22 protein-coding genes and 1 pseudogene are annotated in these 20,929 nt (G+C 66.2%); 9 read left to right on the top strand and 14 right to left on the bottom strand.

Annotated features, from left to right (window positions below; all coding sequences use genetic code 11):
- Positions 1–226: 226 nt before the first annotated feature.
- Complete coding sequence (locus QW868_RS17990; RefSeq protein WP_315811716.1) at positions 227–1,348, top strand: hypothetical protein; 1,122 nt, start codon at positions 227–229, stop codon at positions 1,346–1,348.
- 52 nt (positions 1,349–1,400) lie between these two features.
- Here the strand turns inward: QW868_RS17990 and QW868_RS17995 are convergent, their stop codons facing one another.
- The 3 genes from QW868_RS17995 to QW868_RS18005 all read right to left on the bottom strand — a co-directional run bounded on the left by QW868_RS17995 (position 1,401) and on the right by QW868_RS18005 (position 4,183).
- On the bottom strand, positions 1,401–1,919 hold the full coding sequence (locus tag QW868_RS17995) for a nucleoside deaminase (RefSeq protein ID WP_409997674.1): 519 nt from the start codon (positions 1,917–1,919) through the stop codon (positions 1,401–1,403).
- A 271-nt stretch (positions 1,920–2,190) separates the two neighbouring features.
- Positions 2,191–3,327: an MFS transporter gene (locus tag QW868_RS18000; RefSeq protein WP_315776008.1), complete on the bottom strand. Its 1,137-nt coding sequence runs from the start codon at positions 3,325–3,327 to the stop codon at positions 2,191–2,193.
- A 31-nt stretch (positions 3,328–3,358) separates the two neighbouring features.
- The gene (locus QW868_RS18005; RefSeq protein WP_316231095.1) at positions 3,359–4,183 is read right to left on the bottom strand and encodes a DeoR/GlpR family DNA-binding transcription regulator; all 825 of its coding nucleotides are present in this window, start codon (positions 4,181–4,183) and stop codon (positions 3,359–3,361) included.
- Between the two features lie 71 nt (positions 4,184–4,254).
- On the opposite strand from QW868_RS18005, the gene QW868_RS18010 reads away from it, so the two are divergent.
- The 5 genes from QW868_RS18010 (at position 4,255) to QW868_RS18030 (ending at position 7,405) form a co-directional block, all read left to right on the top strand.
- Positions 4,255–5,187, top strand: a complete 933-nt coding sequence (locus QW868_RS18010; protein ID WP_315796916.1) for a 2-dehydro-3-deoxygalactonokinase — start codon at positions 4,255–4,257, stop codon at positions 5,185–5,187.
- Position 5,188: 1 nt separating this feature from the next.
- A complete protein-coding gene (locus tag QW868_RS18015; protein ID WP_315776012.1) occupies positions 5,189–5,830 on the top strand; it encodes a 2-dehydro-3-deoxy-6-phosphogalactonate aldolase in 642 nt (213 codons plus the stop codon).
- 95 nt (positions 5,831–5,925) lie between these two features.
- Positions 5,926–6,561: a phosphatase PAP2 family protein gene (locus QW868_RS18020; protein ID WP_315796734.1), complete on the top strand. Its 636-nt coding sequence runs from the start codon at positions 5,926–5,928 to the stop codon at positions 6,559–6,561.
- Complete coding sequence (locus QW868_RS18025) at positions 6,558–6,905, top strand: DUF3147 family protein (protein ID WP_316231096.1); 348 nt, start codon at positions 6,558–6,560, stop codon at positions 6,903–6,905. Before QW868_RS18020 ends, QW868_RS18025 begins: the two co-directional genes overlap by 4 nt.
- On the top strand, positions 6,905–7,405 hold the full coding sequence (locus tag QW868_RS18030; protein WP_315796736.1) for a DUF3147 family protein: 501 nt from the start codon (positions 6,905–6,907) through the stop codon (positions 7,403–7,405). The genes QW868_RS18025 and QW868_RS18030 overlap by 1 nt, the downstream gene beginning before the upstream one ends.
- On the opposite strand, the gene QW868_RS18035 is transcribed toward QW868_RS18030, so the two are convergent.
- Entirely contained in the window at positions 7,386–10,040 is a 2,655-nt protein-coding gene (locus QW868_RS18035; RefSeq protein ID WP_316231097.1) for a flavin-containing monooxygenase, read from the bottom strand. The genes QW868_RS18030 and QW868_RS18035 overlap by 20 nt on opposite strands.
- A gap of 289 nt (positions 10,041–10,329) precedes the next feature.
- On the opposite strand from QW868_RS18035, the gene serA reads away from it, so the two are divergent.
- Positions 10,330–11,577, top strand: coding sequence for a phosphoglycerate dehydrogenase (gene serA, locus QW868_RS18040; RefSeq protein WP_315738525.1), 1,248 nt, complete (start codon positions 10,330–10,332; stop codon positions 11,575–11,577).
- Positions 11,578–11,598: 21 nt separating this feature from the next.
- Positions 11,599–12,078, top strand: a complete 480-nt coding sequence (locus tag QW868_RS18045; RefSeq protein ID WP_315738524.1) for a TOBE domain-containing protein — start codon at positions 11,599–11,601, stop codon at positions 12,076–12,078.
- Here the strand turns inward: QW868_RS18045 and QW868_RS18050 are convergent.
- The 8 genes from QW868_RS18050 to QW868_RS18085 all read right to left on the bottom strand — a co-directional run bounded on the left by QW868_RS18050 (position 11,987) and on the right by QW868_RS18085 (position 19,921).
- Positions 11,987–12,409 carry a LysR family transcriptional regulator gene (locus QW868_RS18050; protein WP_316231098.1) on the bottom strand — a complete coding sequence of 141 codons (423 nt, stop codon included), beginning with the start codon at positions 12,407–12,409 and terminating at the stop codon, positions 11,987–11,989. The genes QW868_RS18045 and QW868_RS18050 overlap by 92 nt on opposite strands.
- Complete coding sequence (locus QW868_RS18055; protein WP_316231099.1) at positions 12,406–12,996, bottom strand: DUF2478 domain-containing protein; 591 nt, start codon at positions 12,994–12,996, stop codon at positions 12,406–12,408. The genes QW868_RS18050 and QW868_RS18055 overlap by 4 nt, the downstream gene beginning before the upstream one ends.
- A gap of 11 nt (positions 12,997–13,007) precedes the next feature.
- Positions 13,008–13,871 carry a xanthine dehydrogenase gene (locus tag QW868_RS18060; RefSeq protein WP_316231100.1) on the bottom strand — a complete coding sequence of 288 codons (864 nt, stop codon included), beginning with the start codon at positions 13,869–13,871 and terminating at the stop codon, positions 13,008–13,010.
- Between the two features lie 205 nt (positions 13,872–14,076).
- Positions 14,077–15,171, bottom strand: coding sequence for a molybdenum ABC transporter ATP-binding protein (gene modC, locus QW868_RS18065; protein WP_316231101.1), 1,095 nt, complete (start codon positions 15,169–15,171; stop codon positions 14,077–14,079).
- Complete coding sequence (modB, locus tag QW868_RS18070; protein ID WP_316171718.1) at positions 15,168–15,857, bottom strand: molybdate ABC transporter permease subunit; 690 nt, start codon at positions 15,855–15,857, stop codon at positions 15,168–15,170. Before modB ends, modC begins: the two co-directional genes overlap by 4 nt.
- Positions 15,858–15,883: 26 nt before the next feature.
- Positions 15,884–16,651, bottom strand: coding sequence for a molybdate ABC transporter substrate-binding protein (modA, locus tag QW868_RS18075; protein WP_316231102.1), 768 nt, complete (start codon positions 16,649–16,651; stop codon positions 15,884–15,886).
- Positions 16,652–16,910: 259 nt separating this feature from the next.
- A complete protein-coding gene (locus QW868_RS18080) occupies positions 16,911–18,476 on the bottom strand; it encodes an amidase family protein (protein ID WP_316231103.1) in 1,566 nt (521 codons plus the stop codon).
- Between the two features lie 26 nt (positions 18,477–18,502).
- Positions 18,503–19,921: a M20 family metallopeptidase gene (locus QW868_RS18085; protein ID WP_316231104.1), complete on the bottom strand. Its 1,419-nt coding sequence runs from the start codon at positions 19,919–19,921 to the stop codon at positions 18,503–18,505.
- A gap of 298 nt (positions 19,922–20,219) precedes the next feature.
- Here QW868_RS18085 and QW868_RS18090 point away from each other — a divergent pair.
- Positions 20,220–20,466 (top strand): annotated as a pseudogene (locus QW868_RS18090) (hypothetical protein).
- Positions 20,467–20,472: 6 nt separating this feature from the next.
- On the opposite strand, the gene QW868_RS18095 reads toward QW868_RS18090, so the two are convergent.
- Positions 20,473–20,661: a hypothetical protein gene (locus QW868_RS18095; RefSeq protein ID WP_315738514.1), complete on the bottom strand. Its 189-nt coding sequence runs from the start codon at positions 20,659–20,661 to the stop codon at positions 20,473–20,475.
- A gap of 52 nt (positions 20,662–20,713) precedes the next feature.
- The gene (locus QW868_RS18100; protein ID WP_315738513.1) at positions 20,714–20,869 is read right to left on the bottom strand and encodes a hypothetical protein; all 156 of its coding nucleotides are present in this window, start codon (positions 20,867–20,869) and stop codon (positions 20,714–20,716) included.
- Between the last annotated feature and the right edge of the window lie 60 nt (positions 20,870–20,929).

Below are 20,929 nucleotides of genomic sequence, written 5' to 3' on the forward strand. Positions count from 1 at the left end.
ACTTCTGCAATGTGAAGCAGCAAGATCGGAATTTGGGAGCATCGCGGCCGCGGCCAATCGTCCCATGTTCAGGCCAGCATCTGCTGTCGTCGCCGCTGCAATACGGCGGAACCTTGATCAAACTGCGGGCAAGTCCTGGAGAAAGTTGAGGCTTCTCCAGCCGGTCGAACGGCGCAACTGTGCATGCAAGTCGGGAATCGGCGCTTGTCAACTGGGGGTGTTCTGAATGTCGTTACGTCAAACAATCGCGGCGGCCGTCGCGCTGGGCGCGGTAGCGCTTAGCTCAGTCGGTGTCGCAGGGGCTGCTGACCTGCCCGCCAAGGCGATCGCGAAGAAGGCTCCGGCCGAGGTGCCGTTCTTCCTCGTCGTCGATAATCGCGTCAGCTACTCCTACATCTTCAATGCCAGCCAGCCTGGTGCATGGAGCGTCAACGGCAACGGCACGTTCAACGCCAAGACCGCCAAGCAGGTCTATTCGTTCACCCATTTCGACGTCTGGGGTTACGGCACCAACTTCTTCACGATCTCGCTGTTCAAGTCGGACCACAACGACCCGGCGGGGCCCTGCACGCAGACCGGCGGCATCGTCTCGCCCAACGCGGGCTTCGCGTTCACGCCGGCGAGCTGCGCCGGTGCGACCGAGATCTACGGCCTGTTCCGCTCGACCTTCGGCTGGAACCAGATCTTCAACACCAAGGCCTTCACGGTGGGGCCGCTGCAGAACATCTCGTTCGAAGTGGGCATGGATGCCAATACCGAGAACCGCTACTTCGGCGCGGCCAAGCGTGACGTCGTCGCCGGTCTGCAGTTCGCGTTCAACCTGCCTTACAAGGGCTACTTCAACGTCGCTCCCTTGATGTACTGGGAGTTCGCCAACCACAACTCGTTCTCGCAGTGCGGCGCCGGCTGGTCGAACCCCTGCATCTCCGACGGCAACACCTCGTTCAAGCCAACCTGGGCGGTCGAGACCAACTACTACATGGATCTCGGTTTCCTGCCTGAGAGCATGCAGTTCTTCTCGATCTCGGGTCGCGCCGGCTGGTACGGCAAGAAGGGCACCGATACCGAGCCGCTCCCGGCCAGCGTCGCGAACGGCGTCTATCCGACCAAGGTCGAGTTCAACTCCGAGCCGATCCGCCTGACCTTCGATGCGTCGAAGGCGATGTGGGGTGAGAAGCAGAGCCACATGATCGACGTCTGGGTGGCCTATCGCTACTGGCAGAACAAGTTCGGCCTCGACCACAACAACGCGGTCGGCTGTTCCGTCGCCGGTGGCGGCGGCACTCGCGTCGCCACGGGCGCTTGCACCGAGTCGTCGCTCTACTCGGGCGTGACCGTGAAGTTCTGATACGGATCGAAGCACTCGAAGAAGGCGCCGCGGCTCGGTCGCGGCGCCTGCTTCATTTGTCCCAGGCTCCTTCATGCAGCGCCGCGGCTTCCTCCTCCAACAAGGGGCCGACAATCTCGGTTGCGCGCTGGCCGCTCGCGAACACCTCGCGGCAGGGCAGGTCGAGCGTCGGGTTCTCCGGATGGTTGCCGGTAAGGTCGCGTAGCCGCCGCTCGCTGAGGCCGTAGACCACGCGTCCGATGCCGGCCCAGTAGATGGCGCCCGCGCACATCGCGCACGGCTCTGCCGACGAATACAGCGTAGCCACAGCTCTGATCTCGGGGGCAATCGACGTGCAGGCCTGCGTCGCGACCAGTCGTTCTGCGTGCGCTGTGGCATCGCGCGCTGGCAGGTAGCCGTTTTCACTTTCGATCAGGACCCTGCCGTCAGCATCGACGAGAATGGCGGCGAACGGATGATTGCCGTGTGACATCGAGCGGAGGGCGACAGCGAAGCTGTGGCGCAGGAAATGCGCGTCGCGCGCCTGTGTGTCGGCAAATCCGTCTTCGTCCGCAGGGGCCTCGCCATCGATCTCCACTAGACTGCTCCGCTGTCTGTCCGGCGATCCTGAGCCGTCCGGACGAGCTTCGCAAGGGAGGCGATGTCTGCAACCTGCGTTGCGGGGCGGCGCACGAAGCGGGGCAGGCGGGCAGGCTACGATGGCCGCGAGCGCGGATTCCAGGATTGCCGTCTACGCCGCGCCGACGATGATGAGAATGAGAGTAACGATATTGGGTGCGCGTCCGATTCTGCTCTTGGCTGGGGCATGAGATGCGTATCAAAGCCAAGCACCGGGCTCGTTCCTAATTTGGCGCAGCTACGACGCGTGGTGCGCTCAGCAGCACAATGACGAGCAGTGCGGCCAACATCCAGAACGCGGCCGGCAGGCTGGTGGCCGCGGCGACGAAGCCGATGCCGGCGGGCCCAAGCAGTACGCCGGAGTAGCCGGCGGTGGTGACGGCGGCGACGGCCAGCCCGACCGGCATCGCTGTCTGCGCGCCGGCCCGGCGGAACAGCACCGGGACCAGGTTCGATGCACCCAAGCCGATCAGCGCGAAGCCGGCCATGGCAGCAACAATCCAGGGAACCGCGAGCAGCACGACGAAGCCGGTGATCGCGATGACGCTGCCCCCCAGTAACGTCGCGCGATCGCCGATCCGTGCAACCACGGCATCGCCGACGAGACGCCCGGCGGTCATTGCGATCGAGAACATGATGTAGCCCAGCCCGGCTTGCGCGGCCGGCAGGCGGCCCGACCCGGCGAGCAACAGCGCGCTCCAGTCGAGCATCGCACCCTCGACCAGGAACATGATCGCGGCGAGCGCCGCCAGCAGCAGCACTGCGCCGTGAGGAAGCACGAGCAGAGGGCCCGATTGCGCCGGTTTGCTCGCTATCAGTCGTGGGGCAGCCACGGTCATCGTGGCCAGGGCGAGCGCACAGCAGGCGAGCGTGCCGAGCAGCGGCGCGACATCGAACGCGAGCAGCGCAGTCATGACGCCGGAGCCTGCGAAGCCGCCGATGCTGAACTGCGCGTGGAAGCCGGACATCAGCGGACGCTCGCTCAGCCGCTCGACGTCGATCGCCTGGATGTTCACGGCGACGTCGAGCGAGCCGAGCGCCGCGCCAAAGGCGAACAGCGCAAGCCCGAGCGTGGCTGGCGTTGAGGCGATCGTCAGCGGGGGCAGCAGCATGCTCAAGGCGATGCCGCTGACGATGACGACGGGCTTGCTGCCGTAGCGGGCGCTCAGGAGACCTGCCGCCAACATCGATGCGACCGAGCCCACGCCGAGCGAGAGCAGCAGCAGCCCGAGCGTCGCATCGTCGACCCCCAGCCGCTGCTTGGCGAACGGCACCAGCGGCGCCCAGCAGGCGATGCCGAAGCCGGCGACGAAAAAGGCCAGGCGTGTCGCGAGCCGCGCCGCGCGGTGATCCGAACTCATCTGGAAGATTCCTGAAACTCCGAAGGCGCCGTCATCCGGGCGGGGTGGCGGTCATGATGGTAGCTCCCGCCCGTCTGAGCAGGGCGAGTCGGGCCGCCGGCGCATCATGCTCGACGGTGAGCTGGCTGATCGTCTTGGCGCCGGCGATACGGTGGGGGGCTCGGGTCTCGAGCTTCTCGTTGGTGACCATTGCGACGCTTACGCGGCTCAGCGACAGCAGCGTTCGCTTGAACGTTGCGTCAGTCGGATCAACCGCGCTGATGCCGCCTTGCGCCGATACAGCGCAGGCGCCGATGAAGCAGCGGTCGATGTTCAAGCGCTGTACCTGCATGATGGCGTCGGCGTCGACACAGCCGCCGACTGCGGGGTGAACGGAGCCGCCGATCACGATCAACTGCAGGTCCTGCCGATGCAGCACGGTTGCGGCAATGTCGATGGCGTTGGTCGCGACGGTGAGATCGAAATCATCGGGCAGGACTTCAGCGAGGGCGAGATTGGTGCTGCCACTATCGAGGAAGAGAAACTCCCCATGCGCGATGCTGCGGGCGGCCGACCGGGCGAGCGCCAGCTTGCGTTCGCGATCTTGCCCGATACGCGCCGCCATCGGTGCCATGCCGCCGACGATCGGCAATGCGCCGCCATACACGCGGCGGCAGCGTCCTTCGGCGGCAAGCGCGCGAAGATCGCGCCGGATCGCATCCTCGGAGACGCCGAATTCGTCGGCGAGGGCGGTCGCGATGACCGCTTGCCCCGCAGAGAGGCGGCCGGCGATCTGGTCGCGGCGCGCCAGTGGAAGGTCTGACATGCCGCTTGTTATCATGCATAAACAAGAATAACAACGTGTATAATCGTGCATGATGCAATTTGTTGTTTGCGTGGCCCGCCCGGCGTGCCATTGCCAGATGTGGAAGTGTTCGGGAGCAGGATGTGACCGCCGTCTATTCGTCAGCAACGCCGGCCTTTGTCGCCGTCGACTGGGGAACCTCCAGTTTCCGTGCCTGGCTTATGGCCGGAGACGGGACGGAGCTTGCCGAGAGCCGTGGTGGCGAGGGCATGCTGCATTGCGCGACATCAGGCTTCGCGCCGGTGCTGCGCGATCATCTGGCGAAGCTTGGTGCACCGGCCGATGTTCCGGTGCTGATCTGCGGCATGGCCGGCGCGCGGCAAGGCTGGGTCGAGGCGCCGTATCTGCACACGCCCACCCGTCTGGATGCGCTGTATGCCGGAGCGATCAGTGTCGACGCCGACCGCGACGTCAGAATTCTGCCGGGACTGGCGCAGGTTCGCGCGGACCGGCCGGACGTGATGCGCGGCGAGGAAACCCAGCTGCTCGGCGTCACCGAGCCGGATTTCACCGGGATCGTCTGCATTCCGGGCACCCACAGCAAATGGATCCGGATCGATGCCGGCGTGGTGATCGACTTCGCCACCTACATGACCGGTGAGCTGTTCGCGGTGGTCTCTCAGCATAGCATCCTGATGCATGCCGTCGAACCGGAAGCCTCGACCGTCGAGCACGACACAGCGTTCCGCGAGAGCCTCGCGGCGGCCCTGGCCGCGCCGACGGCACTGACGAACGCGCTGTTCCGGCTGCGCGCGGCGCAGCTCCTCGGCTTCGAGCGGCGGTCCGATGGGGCTGCAAGGCTCTCCGGGATTCTGATCGGCAGCGAAATCGCCGATGCGCGCGCGCGGTTCGGCGCCGAGCTTCCACTCCGGTTGATCGGAGCGGGCCGGCTCGGTCGCCTCTATCGCGAGGCGCTGGCCGCTGCTGGTTTCGACGTGAATGAATGCGATGCCGAACAGGCGTCACGCCGCGGCCTGCTCAAGGCCGCGCGGCAGATCTGGGGAGCGCGTTTCTGAAATGACACAGTCCGTCGCCTGGCCGCATGTGAAGCGGTCGCTCGTTGCGATCCTGCGCGGTATCAAACCCGACGAGTCCGAGGCCATCGTCGATGTCCTGATCGAAGCCGGTTTCGAGCTGATCGAGGTTCCTCTCAACTCGCCGGAACCGTTCGTCTCGATCGAGCGTCTGGCATCTCGGTTCGGCAAGGACTGCCTGATCGGCGCAGGAACGGTCGTCAATGCCGCGGATTGCGTGCGCGTTGCGGAGGCCGGCGGGCGCCTGATGGTCAGCCCGAACGTCGACGTCGAAGTGCTGGCGACGGCGCAGGCCTACGACATGGTGACCATGCCCGGGGTCTTCACGCCGACCGAGGCCTTTCTGGCTTTGCATTGCGGCGCCTCGGCCCTGAAATACTTTCCGGCGTCAGTGCTCGGTCCGTCGGGGATTGCAGCGCAACTTGCAGTCCTGCCGAAAGGCGTCGTGGTCGGCGCCGTCGGCGGTGTGTCGGACAAGACGCTCGCCTCCTACGTCGCCGTCGGCGTGCGCGCCTTCGGTCTCGGCTCGAGCCTGTACAAGCCGGGCATGAGCGCGAGCGATGTGCGGGAGACAGCTCGAGCCTCGGTCGAGGCGTATGACGAGGCTATTCGCGGTCAGGGCTGAGCTGGTAACTCGTGACAGTTTCGTGTCTGTTCCCGAAACCCGTTGTGAGGGCTCGGCGTTGTAGGTGAACATATCGTTCGTCCTTGGCAAGTGCCATGATCCGCGCCATCGGGAAGAAGATCACACCGGCAATTTCGGTGCCCTTTCGCAAGCAAAGTTCCGCCACGGCCATCCACGTCGAGCCGACCAAGGCGGACCGCATCATTGCGGACGTAGCTGCACGAACCACGGAACCGCGGCTGCAAAAGCTCGCACGCGGCCTCGCGTGGGGGGCGGACGAGAAGGTGTGGTTGGCCCTGACATCGGTGGCTTGGCTGGTGACGCGCGGCCAAAGCAGCCGCGTTCGCGCGACGACCACTCATGCATTGCTGGTCACGGTTGCGGCTTCGGCTCTGCCGCATGCCTTGAAGGCCATCTTCGATCAGACCCGGCCGGATCGCACCACCTTGCGCGGCCATCTCCACGGCGTGGCGCCGTCCGGCCATGCACAGGACGCCTTTCCCTCGGGACATGCGCTGCACATGGGTGCGCTCTACTCCGCCGCCGGTCCGCTGCCGGCACGCGCAAGGATTGCGGTGAGGAGTGCTGCCGTCGGGCTCAGCATCACGCGCGTGATGCTGCTTGCGCATTGGGCCAGCGACGTCGTTGTCGGATTCATGCTCGGCGCTGCCCTCGAGCGCAGCTTGCGCCCGTGGACCGGCTACGAACCACCGGGAGCAAGCCGGACATGACCGAATACATCATCCGCTTCCTGATCGGCGGCGTCATCGTTTCGGCATTCGCGATGATTGGAGACGTGCTGCGTCCGAAGAGCTTTGCCGGATTATTCGGAGCCGCGCCCTCGGTTGCGCTGGCGACGCTTGGCATTGCGATCGTCACACATGACGCCGCCTACGCGGCGGTCCAGAGCCGTTCGATGATGTTCGGCGCCGTCGCGCTCTGTCTCTACAGCATGATCGTGTGCCAACTGCTGATGCGGCTGCATCTGCGCGCGTTGACTGCGAGCCTGCTCGCGACGGTCGTCTGGCTGGTGGCGGCGCTCGGACTCCAGGCGGTCTTCTCTGGAGGCGCGTGATGCTGATCCGCATCTCGCCCTCGGCGCTGAAGGACGGCAAGTGGCACGAATACGTCATCCGCTTCGCGCTGGGCGGCGCCGCGACAGTCGCCGCGGGGCTCATTGCCAAGGCCTTCGGTCCTGCGATCGGCGGCCTCTTCCTGGCATTGCCCGCCATCTTCTGCGCCAGCGTCACCCTGATCGAGGCGCACGAGATCAGGCGCAAGCGCCAACAGGGATTCTTCGGCGAGCGGCGCGGACGCGAAGCGGCTGCGCTCGACACCGTAGGCGCGGTGCTCGGCAGCCTCGGCATGCTGGCGTTCGCGGCCGTATTCTCCACGCTGGTTCAGCTAAGCGTCGCGACCGCCTTCGCCGCCGCAACAACGGCGTGGCTCGTCGTCTCGGTGACAGCGTGGGCGATCCGACGCAAGCTGCGCGTCGCAGCAACGGCCCGCAAGGCTGCGGGCCGTTGCGATACTGCGCGGCCGCAGCCTCCGCTGGTCAGCTCGCGGCGGCGTTGATCTCCAGCGATTCGCTTTCTTCCGCAGACTGGGTGAACGCCTGCAGCGCCTCCGCCATCCGCATGCGGCCGCCGACGCCGGTGATGACGACGTCGACCATCATGAACGACGAATGGAAGTGGCCGTGCGCCTTGAGCTGTCCGACCGGCACGCCCGCGGCGGCGAGGGCTTCCGCATAGGCAATCCCCTCGTCGCGCAGCGGATCGAACTCGCAGGTGACGATGTAGGCCGGCGGCAGGCCCTGCAGCTTGCCCCGCAACGGCGATGCGCGCGGATCGGTGCGATCCGCCGGCGAGCAGTAGATGTCCCAGAACCAGTATATCAGCGACCGCGTCAGGAAGTAGCCGGTCGCATTGTCCGTGTAGGACGGACGATCGAAGCTGCAGTCGGTGGCCGGGCACAGCAGCAGCTGGCCGCCGATATCAGGCCCGCCGCGATCTCGCGCGAGCTGGCAGGTGACCGCCGCGATGTTGCCGCCGGCGCTCCAGCCTGCCACCAGCACCGGTCCCTCGCGTCCGCCGAGCTCGGCGGCGTGCTCGGCCACCCAGCGCGTCGCCGCGTAGCCGTCCTCAGCCGCCGCCGGGAAGCGGTGCTCGGGCGCATGGCGATAGTTCACGCTGACGAAAATCATGTTGGAGCGGCGGCACATGTCGCGGCAGAACGGATCATCCGACTGCTCGTCGCCGAGGACCCAGCCGCCGCCATGGAAGTACACCACGATCGGATGCGGGCCGGGCGTCGCCGGACGATAGAGCCGGTAGGCCAGGGGACCATCAGCGCCCTGCAATGTGCCATCCTTGACTTCGCCAACGGGACGTCCAGGCGGCCTCGTCGCGTTGAATTGCGCGACGAATTCACGGGCGCCGGCCGCGCCCATTGATTCGATCGGCGGCAGGTTCATCTCGGCCAGCATGTTCAGCACCAGCCGGACATCCGGCTGCAGCCGCACGATCTCGCCGTCATTGCATTGGGACGCGCCGTTCGGACCTGACAGCTTGAAGCCGAGCATGCCGCGGCTGACGATCTCGTTGCAGATGCCGCGATAGGGGCCGACGCCGCCGGTGTAAGGCATCAGCGTCTGCGGCTTGCCCGGCACGTTGGCGCCGGTGTACCAGGTGTTGGCGAGCCGATGCAGCGTCACGGTCGCGCAGTCTGCCATGTGGCGCGCCCAGCCGGCCTGCGCGGTCTCCGTGGGCTCAATGGTGGTGAAGCCGTCCTCGCGAAGGGCGATGAGACGGTCGACCACCCAGTCGACATGCTGCTCGATCGAGACCGCCATGTTCGACAGCACTGACGGGCTGCCGGGACCCGTGATCAGAAACAGATTGGGAAAGTCCGCGATCGTGAGTCCGAGATAGGTTTGCGGTCCGTTGGCCCAGACATCCTCCAGTGATTTGCCGCCGCGCCCGGTGATCGGATGCACGGCGCGGATCGCACCGGTCATGGCGTCGAAGCCGGTCGCGAACACGATGACGTCGATGTCGAAGCTGCGCCTGTCGGTCTTGATGCCATCAGCGGTGATGGACGCGATCGGCTCCTGGCGCAGATTGACCAGCGTGACGTTGGGGCGATTGAACGTCTGATAGTAGTTGGTGTCGAGGCAGGGGCGTTTGGCGCCGAACGGATGGTCATGGGGCGTGAGCGCTGCGGCGGTCTCGGGATCCTTGACGATCTCGTGGATCTTCTCGCGGATGAGATCGGCGAGCAGCGCGTTGCCGTCGGGGTCGACGCCCTGGTCGGCCCAGAGCTGCGTCAGCATGCCGACGAGGTCGCCAGAGGCCCACAGCTTCTCGAAGCGCTCGCGGCGCTCGGCCTCGCTCATCTGCCAGCTGAACTCGGTGGCCGGCGGAATCGGCACGCCGGTCATCGACCAGCGCGCCTGCTGGCGCAGCCCGTTGCGATCCTCTGCAAGCTGCGCGGCGCGATCGGCCGGGAGCGGACCATTATGCGCAGGCAGTGCGAAGTTCGGCGTGCGCTGGAACACCGTGAGCTGCGCTGCCTGCTCGGCGATGAGCGGGATCGACTGGATGCCGGAGGAGCCGGTGCCGATCACGGCCACGCGCTTGCCGCGGAGGTCGACGCCGTCATGCGGCCAGCGGCTGGTGAAGTAGATCTCGCCCTTGAAGTCGTGCACACCGTCGATTTCCGGCGGCTTCGGCTGCGACAGGCAGCCGGTCGCCATGATGTAGTGGCGGCAGGAGACGGCGGGGCCCTCGTCGGTCGTCAGCAGCCAGCGCTCCTTGGCATCATCCCAGGAGGCGCCGAGGACGCGGGTGCCGAAGCGGATGTCGCGGCGCAGATCGTAGCGGTCGGCGACGAAGCCGAGATAGCGCAGGATCTCCGGCTGGGTGGCGTATTTCTCCGACCATTGCCAGGCCTTCTCGAGCTCGGGATCGAAGGTGTAGCTGTAGTCGACGGTCTGGATGTCGCAGCGCGCGCCGGGATACCGGTTCCAGTACCAGGTGCCGCCGACGTCGTTTGCGGTGTCCAGCGTCACGGTCGAGAAGCCCGCCTTGCGCAGGCGGTGCAGCAGGTAAAGCCCCGCAAATCCGGCACCCACGACGGCGACATCGACCGTCTGCGTTTCACCGGCCGACACCTCCGACGCGCGTGTCTCGACAACCCCGTCTGACATGCTGACCTCCCGATGATTTTGTGATTGGAAGAAAGGCTAGCTCTGCTCGCATGGTTTGTCAGCAGCCAAAACAGCGATCTCCGGTTGTTGCAGTGCAGGCCGTGCGGTGCGGAAGGTATGCCAGGCGCTGATTTTGCATCGCCGGTCAAAATGCCGGTGCGGAGTGGACAAGACCCTGGGAAAGCGACAGAAAGCGTTCCTGCCGCGTCGCATTCACCAAGTTTCAACGCATCGCGACTGTAACAACCGCTACACTACGCCACATCCACGACTGAATCAGGCCAGGCCCATGCCGCTATCGCTGCCCAAGCAAAAGATCCGCGTTCTGCTCCTAGAGGGCGTGAACGACTCGGCCGTCCGCATGTTCGAGGCCAATGGCTATACGGAAATCGAACGGCTGCCGAAGGCGCTCGGTTCGGCAGAGTTGAAGCGTATGCTGTCGGGCGTGCACATGCTGGGCATTCGCTCGCGCACGCATCTCACCGCCGACGTGCTGCAGGCCGCCGACCGGTTGATGGTGGTCGGCTGCTTCTCGGTTGGCACCAACCAGGTCGATCTCGATGCCGCGAAGCGGCTCGGCATCCCCGTGTTCAATGCGCCCTATTCGAACACCCGCAGCGTCGCCGAGCTGACGATCGCCGAAGTCGTGATGCTGATGCGCCGAATCTTCCCGCGCTCGGTGTCGGCGCATGCCGGCGGCTGGGACAAGTCGGCCAATGGCAGCCGAGAGGTGCGCGGCAAGACGCTCGGCATCATCGGCTATGGCAACATCGGCTCGCAGCTGTCGAACCTTGCCGAGGCCATGGGCATGCGGGTGATCTTCTTCGATCTCACCGACAAGCTCCGCCACGGCAACACGGAGCCGGTCGAGAGCCTTGATGAGCTGCTGGCGATGAGCGACGTCGTGTCGCTGCACGTGCCGGAGACGCCGGCGACCGCCAACATGATCGGCGAGCGCCAGATCCGTCACATGAAGGACGGGGCCTATCTGATCAACAATTCGCGCGGCACCGTGGTCGACATCGAAGCGCTGGCCAGCGCGCTGCGCGAGGGCAAGCTCGCCGGCGCCGCGGTCGACGTGTTCCCGGCGGAGCCGGCATCGAACGCCGATCCGTTCGTCTCGCCGCTGCAGGGCCTGCCCAACGTGATCCTGACCCCGCATGTCGGCGGCTCCACCGAGGAGGCGCAGGACCGAATTGGTGGCGAGGTCGCGCGCAAGCTGATCGACTATTCCGACGTCGGTTCGACCTTCGGCGCCGTCAACTTCCCGCAGGTACAATTGCCGGCGCGCCCGACCGGCACGCGCTTCATCCATGTCCACCGCAACGTGCCGGGCGTACTGCGCCAGGTCAACGAGGCGGTGGCGCGGCACAACATCAACATCCTCGCGCAATATCTTCAGACCGATCCCGAGGTCGGCTATGTCGTGCTCGAAACCGACGTGGTCGGCGGCGAGGGCGAGGCGCTGCTGTCGGAGCTGCGCGCGGTGGAAGGCACGATCCGCGTCCGCGTGCTGTATGATCACGACCGGCCTTGAGGCCGTGGAGGCTGCTGCGCGATGACCGGCCAGTCTGCATCGTCTTCAGCCTCGTCCGTCGTTCTCAGCACGACGGTTCCCGCGCGCGTGCTGCGCCATGATCCGCAATATGGCATGTCGACGCTTTTCTTTGCCGATGGCGAGCTGCGCGTGCCGATGGTGGACGCGGCGATCGACGCCGGCGTCTCGGTGACCATCGAGGCCCGCGACGTCTCGATTGCGCTGTCGCGGCCGATGGACGTGTCGATCACCAACCGGCTGCCGGGCCGGATCGAGCAGATCCTGCCGCTCGAGCCGCCTTACGTGCGCGTCACCTTCGATCTCGGCGCGACCAGGCTGCACGCGCTGGTGACGCTGGAGTCGGTCGAGCGGTTGGCGCTGGAGCCGGATCTGTCCGCCTGGGCGATGATCAAGAGCGTCGCGATCGGACCCGGCGCGGTTCGGCCTTCGGAGCTGCCTCGGCCGCGCCGCTGGCCCGCTTCTGATAGCGGGGATCCGTAGCCTTCTGCAGCTCGCCGAGCGCGGCGGCCGTGGCTGTGCGCGTGCGCCGCTCCATCGAGCGGTACAGCGCGATCAGCCGCTCGCCGAACGGCGTGATCTCTGCACCGCCGCCCCGGCGCCCCGGATGAGTCTCGAACACCGGCGTCTCGAAGGTGCGGTTGAGTGCATCGACCATCAGCCAGCATTTGCGGTAGGAGATGCCGCTCGCGCGCGCGGCGCCGAGGATCGAGCGCTCCCGGCGGATGAAGTCGATCAGCAGCAGATCTTCGGGCGACAGACTTCCGCCGTTGCCGAAAGTGATGGTCAATGCGATCTGAGCTTCGCGCTTCATCCTATTCCGATCCGCTCGCGTCGTGAGCCGATCATGTCACGCGGGCTTCGTGCTGTCACCATGCGGCTGGACCACGCCTCGATCCAGCCGGGACGGCGCGCGACATCGACCGGGACGCATTCGGCGAACACGCCGGCGAAGCGCGTCCATGCCTCCATCATCGCGGGCGATACCGCCGTGATGATCGGAAGCCCGGCTGACATCGCCGAGCCGAAGGCGTCGGCGATGCCTCCTCCCGCCGCCTCCTGCTTGCCGAACTTGCTGAGGATCACGACATCCGTGCCGCGCGCGATCGACTGCTGCACGGCGGCGCAGGCCAGCACCAATCCTTCGGGATCGAGATTGCAGGCCTGCGATCCCGGGCCGAGATCCTGCGAGATCGAGAACCCGCGGTCGTCGTCGAGGCTGCGCAGCATCATGGCCTTGCACGGCCTGGTCTTGTCGGCGCTGCTCTCGATCACGCCGGAGACGCGCAGCCCGATGCCTGCGAGCCGCGTGGCGAGCTCATCGAGCAGCTCCTGGATGACGGTGGACGCAGCGCCCTGCAGCGCCACGATCTGACACGTCCCGACCTCAGCGACACCCATGGCAGTCCTCCTCACACGTTGGCGGAGACGCGGCCCGCCTTCCGACCGGTTTGCACGATCGCGTGGACCGCCGAGACGACGCTCGCGGCGATCGATCGCCCGCGGTCGTCCATGCCGGTCCATGCCGCTTGGCGGCCGCGCGGATCGATCTCCAGCAGCTTGACGTTGGCCGGCACGCGCAATCCGTCGCGGGCGATGCCGCGCAGTGCGCCGTCGAGCGGCGCCAGCACCGGCGTGCCGCCGAGCGAGCCGAGCTGCAGTCCCTTGTAGACGCGGGTGCCGATGTCGAGCGGCGTATGCCAGACGGCGTCCTGATTGGAATAGACGAAGCGCTCGCGGCCGGCGCCGCCGAGCGCACGCGCCTTGCCGTCCGCGTCGCGCGTGGTGCCGTGCGCCACGATCGCGCCGGTGTCGCAAGGATGCGTCTCGATCGCGATGTCGCAATTGTGCCCGACCGCAAAGCGCGGTCCGATGCCGACGGCGATGCCGGCAACGCCGCGCAGATCCGGCGTGGCCAGATGCTTCTGCATCCGTGCGTCGACGATGACCGCGGGATAGCGGAACGCGATGATGTCGGTGAGATGCATCCCGGTGACGGCGACCTGGCTGGGCTCGCGATGAATGCGCACGACGTCCGCGATGCCCTCGGCCCGGCAGCCGACCACGCCGTCGATGTCGCAGGCCTCGCCATACAGGACGTCGTGGAAGGCCATGCCGCGTCGGATCACCGGCGGAAAGGCGTCGTGACAGAGGACGAGCGCGAAGCGCTCATGGTTGAGCTTGGCCGCGATCGCGGAGGCGATCTCGTTGGTGCCCAGCACCAGCGCGAGCGGCTTGGGCGCGTTCGGATGCCAAGTGACGGCGGCGGCTTTCATGCTGATGACCTCGTGTTGCGAGATCGAATGAGCAAGCCGCGGGCCAGATCGTTGCGCGCCGATCAACATGTTCATTGCATTGAGGAAAAGCAGGCAGGCCTCGGTTCGTCTGATGCAAAGCTGTATTGTTTGGGATATAACATCTGATGCTATATTGTCGCTTATACAACATGTCGTGATGGTGGGGCAGGTCGGCGCGTGCCGATCAGGCGATGGGCTCTTCGCGGCGCACCAGCGCGACGCCCTTGACCTGGGCGTAGACGGCAAGCCCTGCCTGCAGGCCGAGCTCGTTCCACGAGCGTTGGGTGACCCGCGACAGCAATCGTGCACCCTGGCCGTCCTCGCCGAGGCCGAGCAGGGCGGTGACGCGGTGGTCCGATTGGCTGCGGATTTCCAGGATCTTCGCGCGTAGCACGTTGACGATGGTGCTGCGGCTCGGCGTTTCCAAGGCGAGGCTGACGTCATCGGCCAGCACGCGCAGGCGGCGGCGTGTTCCCGACGCAAGCGGCTCGGCCGGCAGCACGAAATGCCCGCCCGGCACCGCAAGCGTCACCATGCCGTCGATGGCGTCGTGCTTCAGAACGGTGGCGTCGAGACTGACCGCTGCATCGCGGGAGAGCGCGAGCGGCAGTGTCAGGTCGGCTTGGAGCACGGACAGCGGACCTGAAGCCAGGACGCTGCCATTGCGCATCAGCACCAGCTGATCGGCGAGCCGCTCGACCTCCGCGATATCGTGGCTGATGTAGAGGATCGGCAGGTCGAGCGCGGCATGCAGCCGCTCCAGATAGGGCAGGATCTCGTCCTTGGTGATCTGGTCGAGCGCCGACAGCGGCTCGTCCATCAGCAGCAGCTTCGGCTGGCTGAGCAGAGCGCGGCCGATCGCCACGCGCTGCCGCTCGCCGCCGGACAGATGGCGCGGCGAGCGCTCCAGCAGCTTGGCAATGCCGAGCAGCGACACCACCTCATCGAAGCCGATGGCGGTGGGGCCGGACGGGCCGGGATGCCCGTACATCAGGTTGCGGCGGACGGAGAGGTGCGGGAACAGATTGGCTTCCTGAAAGACGTAGCCGATCGGGCGCCGGTGCACCGGGCGGAAGGTCTTCTCGTCCTGCCAGACGTCGCCGGCGACGGAGCATCGTCCGTCCAGGCGGTTGAGGCCGGCGATGCTGCGCATGACGGCGGTCTTGCCGCAGCCGGACGGGCCGAAGATCGCGGTGACGCCGCGCGCCGGCACCTCGAAACGCGCGTTCAGCTCGAAGCGCCCGAGCGTACCGCAGAAATCGACCTTGACGGTGCTCATGACGCGCGTCGCGTCATTTTTTTCTCGATCAGCATCATCGTCAGAATGACGCCGAACGAGAACACGACCATGCCGAGCGCCAGCACCGAGGCTTCGGTCCATTGCGAGGTCTCGACGTAGTCGTAGATCGCGACCGACAGCACCTTTGTCCTGCCGGGAATGTTGCCGCCGATCATCAGCACGACGCCGAACTCGCCGACGGTGTGGGCAAAGCCGAGGATCGCGCCGGTGAGGAAGCCGGGGCTCGCCAGCGGCACGGCGATCGTCCAGAACGCGCGCCAGGGCGTGGCCCGCAGCGTGGCGGCTGCTTCCAGGGGCTTCTCGCCCATGGCCTCGAAGGCGTTGCGGATCGGCTGCACCACGAACGGCATCGAGAACAGCACCGAGCCGATCACGAGGCCTGGGAAAGTGAAGGCGAGGGTGCGTGCGCCCCACAAGGAAGCCAGCGCTCCGCCCGGACCGCTCGGGCCGAGCGCGACCAGCAGATAGAAGCCGAGCACGGTCGGCGGCAGCACCAGCGGAATCGCCACCAGGGCTGCGACCGCCTCCTTCCACCACGCCTGCGACCGCGCCAGCCACCATGCGATCGGTGTTCCCACGATCATCAGAATGACGGTCGTGATCGCTGCCAATTCGAGGGTCAGACTGACCGGTTGCCAGATATCGGCCGAGACGTGCAAGTTCATCCTTGGAAGTTCATCGACGTGAGCGCTCAGCTGCCGGACTTCGGGTCCCGAGCATAGCCGAACTTCTCGATGACCGCACGGGCTTCCGGAGTCTTGAGGAAGGTCAGGAACGCGGTCGCCGCCTCGTTGCCGGCGGATGCCTTCAGCAGCACGGCATCCTGACGGATCTCGCTGTAGAGGTTCTGCGGCACCAGCCAGCGCGAGCCGCCCGCATTCGGCATCAGCTGCGACAGTGCGACGAAGCCGACCTCGGCATTGCCGGTATCGACGAACTGGAACGCCTGCGAGATCGTGTTGCCCTGCACGATCTTGGGCTTGATTGTCTCATAGAGATTGAGCGCCTTCAGCGTCTCCACTGCAGCCGCGCCATAGGGCGCGGCGGCGGGATTGGCGATCGACAGCTTGTTGAACGCGTTCGCCTTCAGCGTTTCCTCGCCTTTCACCGCGTTCGGGTCCTTGCTCCACAGCACGAGCTTGCCGATCGCGTAGGTGAAACGGCTCTCGGCGACGCCGAGGCCCTCGTCGACCAGCTTCTTCGGCCGTTCGTCGTCGGCGGAGAGCAGGATCGCGAACGGCGCGTTCTCCTTGATCTGGGTGTAGAATTGTCCGGACGCGCCGAAGCTCAGCACCAATTCGTGTCCCGTCTTGGCCTTGAACAGACCGGCGATCTCCTTGGCCGGCTCGGTGAAGTTGGCGGCCACGGCGATGTTGGCGCTCCCGGCGAACGCATTTGCGCCAGTCAGGAGAGCGGCAGCCGCGCACAGGGCAGCGGCGACGAAGCGCATCGATCTCATCACAATTGTCCTCGTTCATATCGCAGAGACGGGTTCGCTTCGGTGAATTGCAAGTCCCGTTCCGGCGCAGCGCCCGTACCGATGCCGTGCTATATTCATTCGTATACATCAAAATAGACAGGTCGGCGACGTCCCGTCAACCCGAGGGGCCCCTCGGGCAAACGCGATGGGCGTCAGTGTTCGACTTTCGACAATCGAGGCTGAAGCGATGTCGGAAACATGACGGCCCGAGAGCCGGGGTTCTCGGGCCGTCGCGAGACTAAGCCATCCGCTCCCAGAGCTGCCGCACCAGCATGCCCGCACGCATCTCGATCGCCGCGGCGGCATCGAGCGCGAGATCCTCGCGATAGCGGCCGGCGATCAGCTGCACGCCGATCGGCTGGCCATTGTGAACCGCCACCGGCACCACCGCGCCGGGCAGCCCGAGCACGTTGATGGCCGAGATGAAGCGGATCTCGTTGAAGAAGATTTCGCGCACGCGCTCCGGGCTTACCGTGTCCTCGCGCGGGCCCGGCGTCGGCTTGACCGTCGTCGGCGCCAGCACCACCGGATAATCCTCGAAGAACAGCTGCCAGGCGCGGATATGGGTGGAGCGCTGCGCCGTCGCGTTCATCCAGCCCGCGAGGTCGAGGATCTCGGCCTTGGCCCGCATCCCGCCCCACGCCTTGTGGAAGTCTTCCGAGGTGACGGCCAGCATCTTGGCCTCCTGCATCACGACCACCTCGGTGGTGATGACGTCGCACCAGGTCTGCCAGACGCCGGAGATGTCGGGGACCTCGACCTCGCTGACCCGGTAGCCGGAGCGTTCCAGATGATCGGCGGCCTGCCGCAGCGCGGCCTGCACCGAAGGATCGACGTCCATGTCATCGGGGATCTTGGCGAGCGCGACCTTGATCGGCCGCTTGGGCTTCTCGCCCTCGAGCGGGGCCGGCACCCACCAGGGATCGCGCGGATCGCGCCGGCTCATCACCTCCAGCGCCAGCCTGACGTCGGCGACGCTACGCGCCAGCGGGCCCTGCGACGACATCAGATGCGCCAGCATCGGCCGCTCGGCCGCGGCGCTTTCGTTGTAGGCCGGGATGCGCCCCTGCGTCGGCTTGATCGTGACAACGCCGTTGCAATGCGCCGGCCAGCGCAGCGAGCCGCCGATGTCGTTGCCATGCGCGATGGTGCCGATACCGGCGGCGACCGCAGCTCCAGCGCCGCCCGACGAGCCGCCGCAGGTGATCTCGGGATCCCACGGGTTCAAGGTCAGTCCGTGCAGCGGGTTGTCGGTGAAGCCGCGGAATGAGAATTCCGGCGTGTTGGTGAGGCCGAGCACGATCGCGCCCGCGTTCTTGAGGTTGCGCACGACGGGCGCGTCCGACGGCGCGATGATTCCCATCTGCGCCGGAACGCCGTTGGGGTTTGGCCGTCCCTGGTAGTCGACGTTCTCCTTGATGGTGACGGGCACGCCATGCAGCAGGCCGTCCTTGTTGCGCGCCTTGTCCGCGGTGCGCGCAGCTTTCAATGCGTCTTCGGACAGATCGACGACGACCGCATTCAGCTTCGGATTGACCTCATGCATGCGCGCGATGTGCGCCTCGGTCACCTCGACCGAGGAGACCGCGCCCGAGCGGATCGCAGCGGCGGTGTCGAGCGCCGACCACTGCCAGACCGGTCCTCTCGGCAGCCGCGGCTTCGGCGCGGCGGCCCTCGCCTGTGGTCTGGCCTGCGGCTTCGCCTTTGCGGGCTTCCTGTTGGCCGTGGCGCGCGTGGCCACGCGCTTCGGAGCCGGCTTGGCGGTCTTGGCCTCCGGCTTCTTCCTTGTCGCTGTTTTCGCCATTGTGTTTCCCCCCCCCAGTGTATCTCTCAAACGACCGACATGGTCAGCGGCGGCTCGACCTCGGCGGGCAGCGGGCTGACATAGGGCGTGCGCAGCGTCCGCTTCTTCAGGTCGGCCTTGGCGGCTGCGATCAGCGCCGGTTCATTGAGCGCCTTGATGCCGAGACCGGCCATCGCCTTGGCGGCCTGCACCATCGCCTTGTGCGCGGCCGGCGTCTTGCCTTGCGCAACGACCTGCCAGGTGTGGAACGGCGTGCCGATCGCCACCGTCGGCGCGTGCACCTGCACCGTTGGCACCACCCAGCTGACGTCGCCGACATCGGTCGAGCCGATCTGCGGATTGCGCTTGGCGTTCAGCGGCACAAGGAAGTCGGCCAGCGGCTTGTCGGTCGGGTCCATGCCGATGCTGTAGTAGACGGATTCGATGTCCTTGTCGGTCAGGGTCGCCTGGATCTGACCGGCAAAATCCTTGTCGCTCGCGTCGAAATGCGGCGGCCCGAGCTCCTCCATGATCCCGTGCAACGCCTCTTCGAGCGGCGTGTTGGGCAGGATGTTGGAGACCGCCGAGATGATCTTCATCTCGACCCGGGTCTCGGTCATCATCGCGGCACCTTGCGCGATCTTGTGCACGCGCCCGACCAACTCGTTCATGCCGGGCAGGTCGCGCGCGCGGATCGAGTAGCGGACGCGCGCATGCGCCTGCACGACGTTGGGCGCAATGCCGCCGGTGTCGAGCAGCGCGTAATGCACGCGGGCGTCGCTCGGCATGTGCTCGCGCATGTAGTTGACGCCGACATTCATCAGCTCCACCGCGTCGAGCGCGCTGCGGCCGAGATGCGGCGAGGCGGCCGCATGCGAGGTGCGTCCGGTGAAGATGAAGTCCGCGCGCGTGTTGGCGAGAGAGGGCGTCATCACCACTTCCCAGAAGCTCGACGGATGCCAGGTGATCGCGATGTCGGCATCCTCGAACGCGCCTGAGCGCACCATGAAGGCCTTTGCGGCGCCGCCTTCCTCGGCAGGGCAGCCGTAGTAGCGCACGCGTCCCGGAACCTTGTTGGCGGCGAGCCAGTCCTTCACGGCGGTTGCCGCGAGCAGCGCCGCCGAGCCCAGGAGATTGTGGCCGCAGCCATGGCCATGGCCGCCGGTCTCGATCGGACGATGCTCGGCGACGCCGGCCTCCTGGCTGAGGCCGGGCAGGGCGTCGTATTCGCCCATGAACGCGATGACCGGACCGCCTTCGCCCCATTCGCCCATCAGCGCGGTCGGGATGCCCGCGACCTTTTCGATGATCCGAAAACCCTGGTGCTTCAACTCGGCGAGGTGTTCGGCGGACGAGCGGGCCTCGGTGTAGCAGACCTCGGGCATGCCCCACACCCGGTCGCTGAGCTCGATGAAACGGGTCTTGATCGCGTCGACGCCGCGCCAGATCTCGCTGCGGTTGTCCATCTCCGGTCCTTGTCCTCTGCTGCCGATAGGGAGCCGGTATGGTTATCAGCTAAGTTCCCCGACGCCTAGCGATCCGCCGCGAGAGCAGCCATGCGGCGCGCGGCAAGGCGCGGTGGAGCGCGCGTCATCCTTTGAGCAGATGATGCCGCGATTGGATGCAGCGCGATGCTTTCGGCGGCGCAGCGAGAAGGTGGGGACGCCGTCCTCAAATTTCGGAACTGCCGCCGTGCGCCGTTACCGCACCCGTCCAGGAACGATCGTGGTCGCGTCCTGTTCTCGTGTCAGGAGTGCGACCGCCATGCGTGCAGGACCCATCACCATCATCGTCGCATTGCTGCTGATTCTCGCGGCAGCCGTCGTCTTCGCCTATCAGGGCATGACCTTGCCCGGCGATCCGATGCCGACCGAGGGCTGGATCGCGCTCACGCTCGGCGTGGTGTTTTCGCTCATCGTGGGAATTGGGCTGATGGTGCTGTTGTTCTACAGCAAGCCGCAAGGGTTACGACGAGCCGTCACAGTTCCGGGCTGATGATCATCCCGATTGAGACCGCTCAAGCCGGACGCGGCGGATGTTGCGTACGCGGATGCCGGTCGTGAAGCAGCTTGGCGAGCTCGTGCCTCAGATCGTCGTGACCGCGCATCGCCGTCTCGAACAGCGCCTCCTGGATGTCGCGCGGCATGTCGCCCCAGACGCCGATGGCGGCGTTTCCGAGCAGCTCTGCGAATCGCTTGTCGTCCATGCGGCACCTCCGCACGAACTGACGTGCGAGGACGGCAAAGGTTCCAGGCGGGCTATTGCGTGGTGAACAGGACCAAGGCGATCGCGACGGAGAGCGCGACCGCGGACACCGTCCCCGTGGTCGACAGCACGCCCATGCGCCACAGCGCGCCGGCAAAGACGATGATGATCGGCGTCGCGGTGAGGAGGCCGAGCTGCGCTTCGGTCATGGGATCTGCTCCTGACGATGCCGGCTCTTAGCGTGCCTCGCCGGTCCGCTGTTTGCGCGC

It is taken from the genome of Bradyrhizobium sp. SZCCHNR1051 (genome assembly GCF_032489615.1).
Classification (GTDB): Bacteria; Pseudomonadota; Alphaproteobacteria; order Rhizobiales; family Xanthobacteraceae; genus Bradyrhizobium.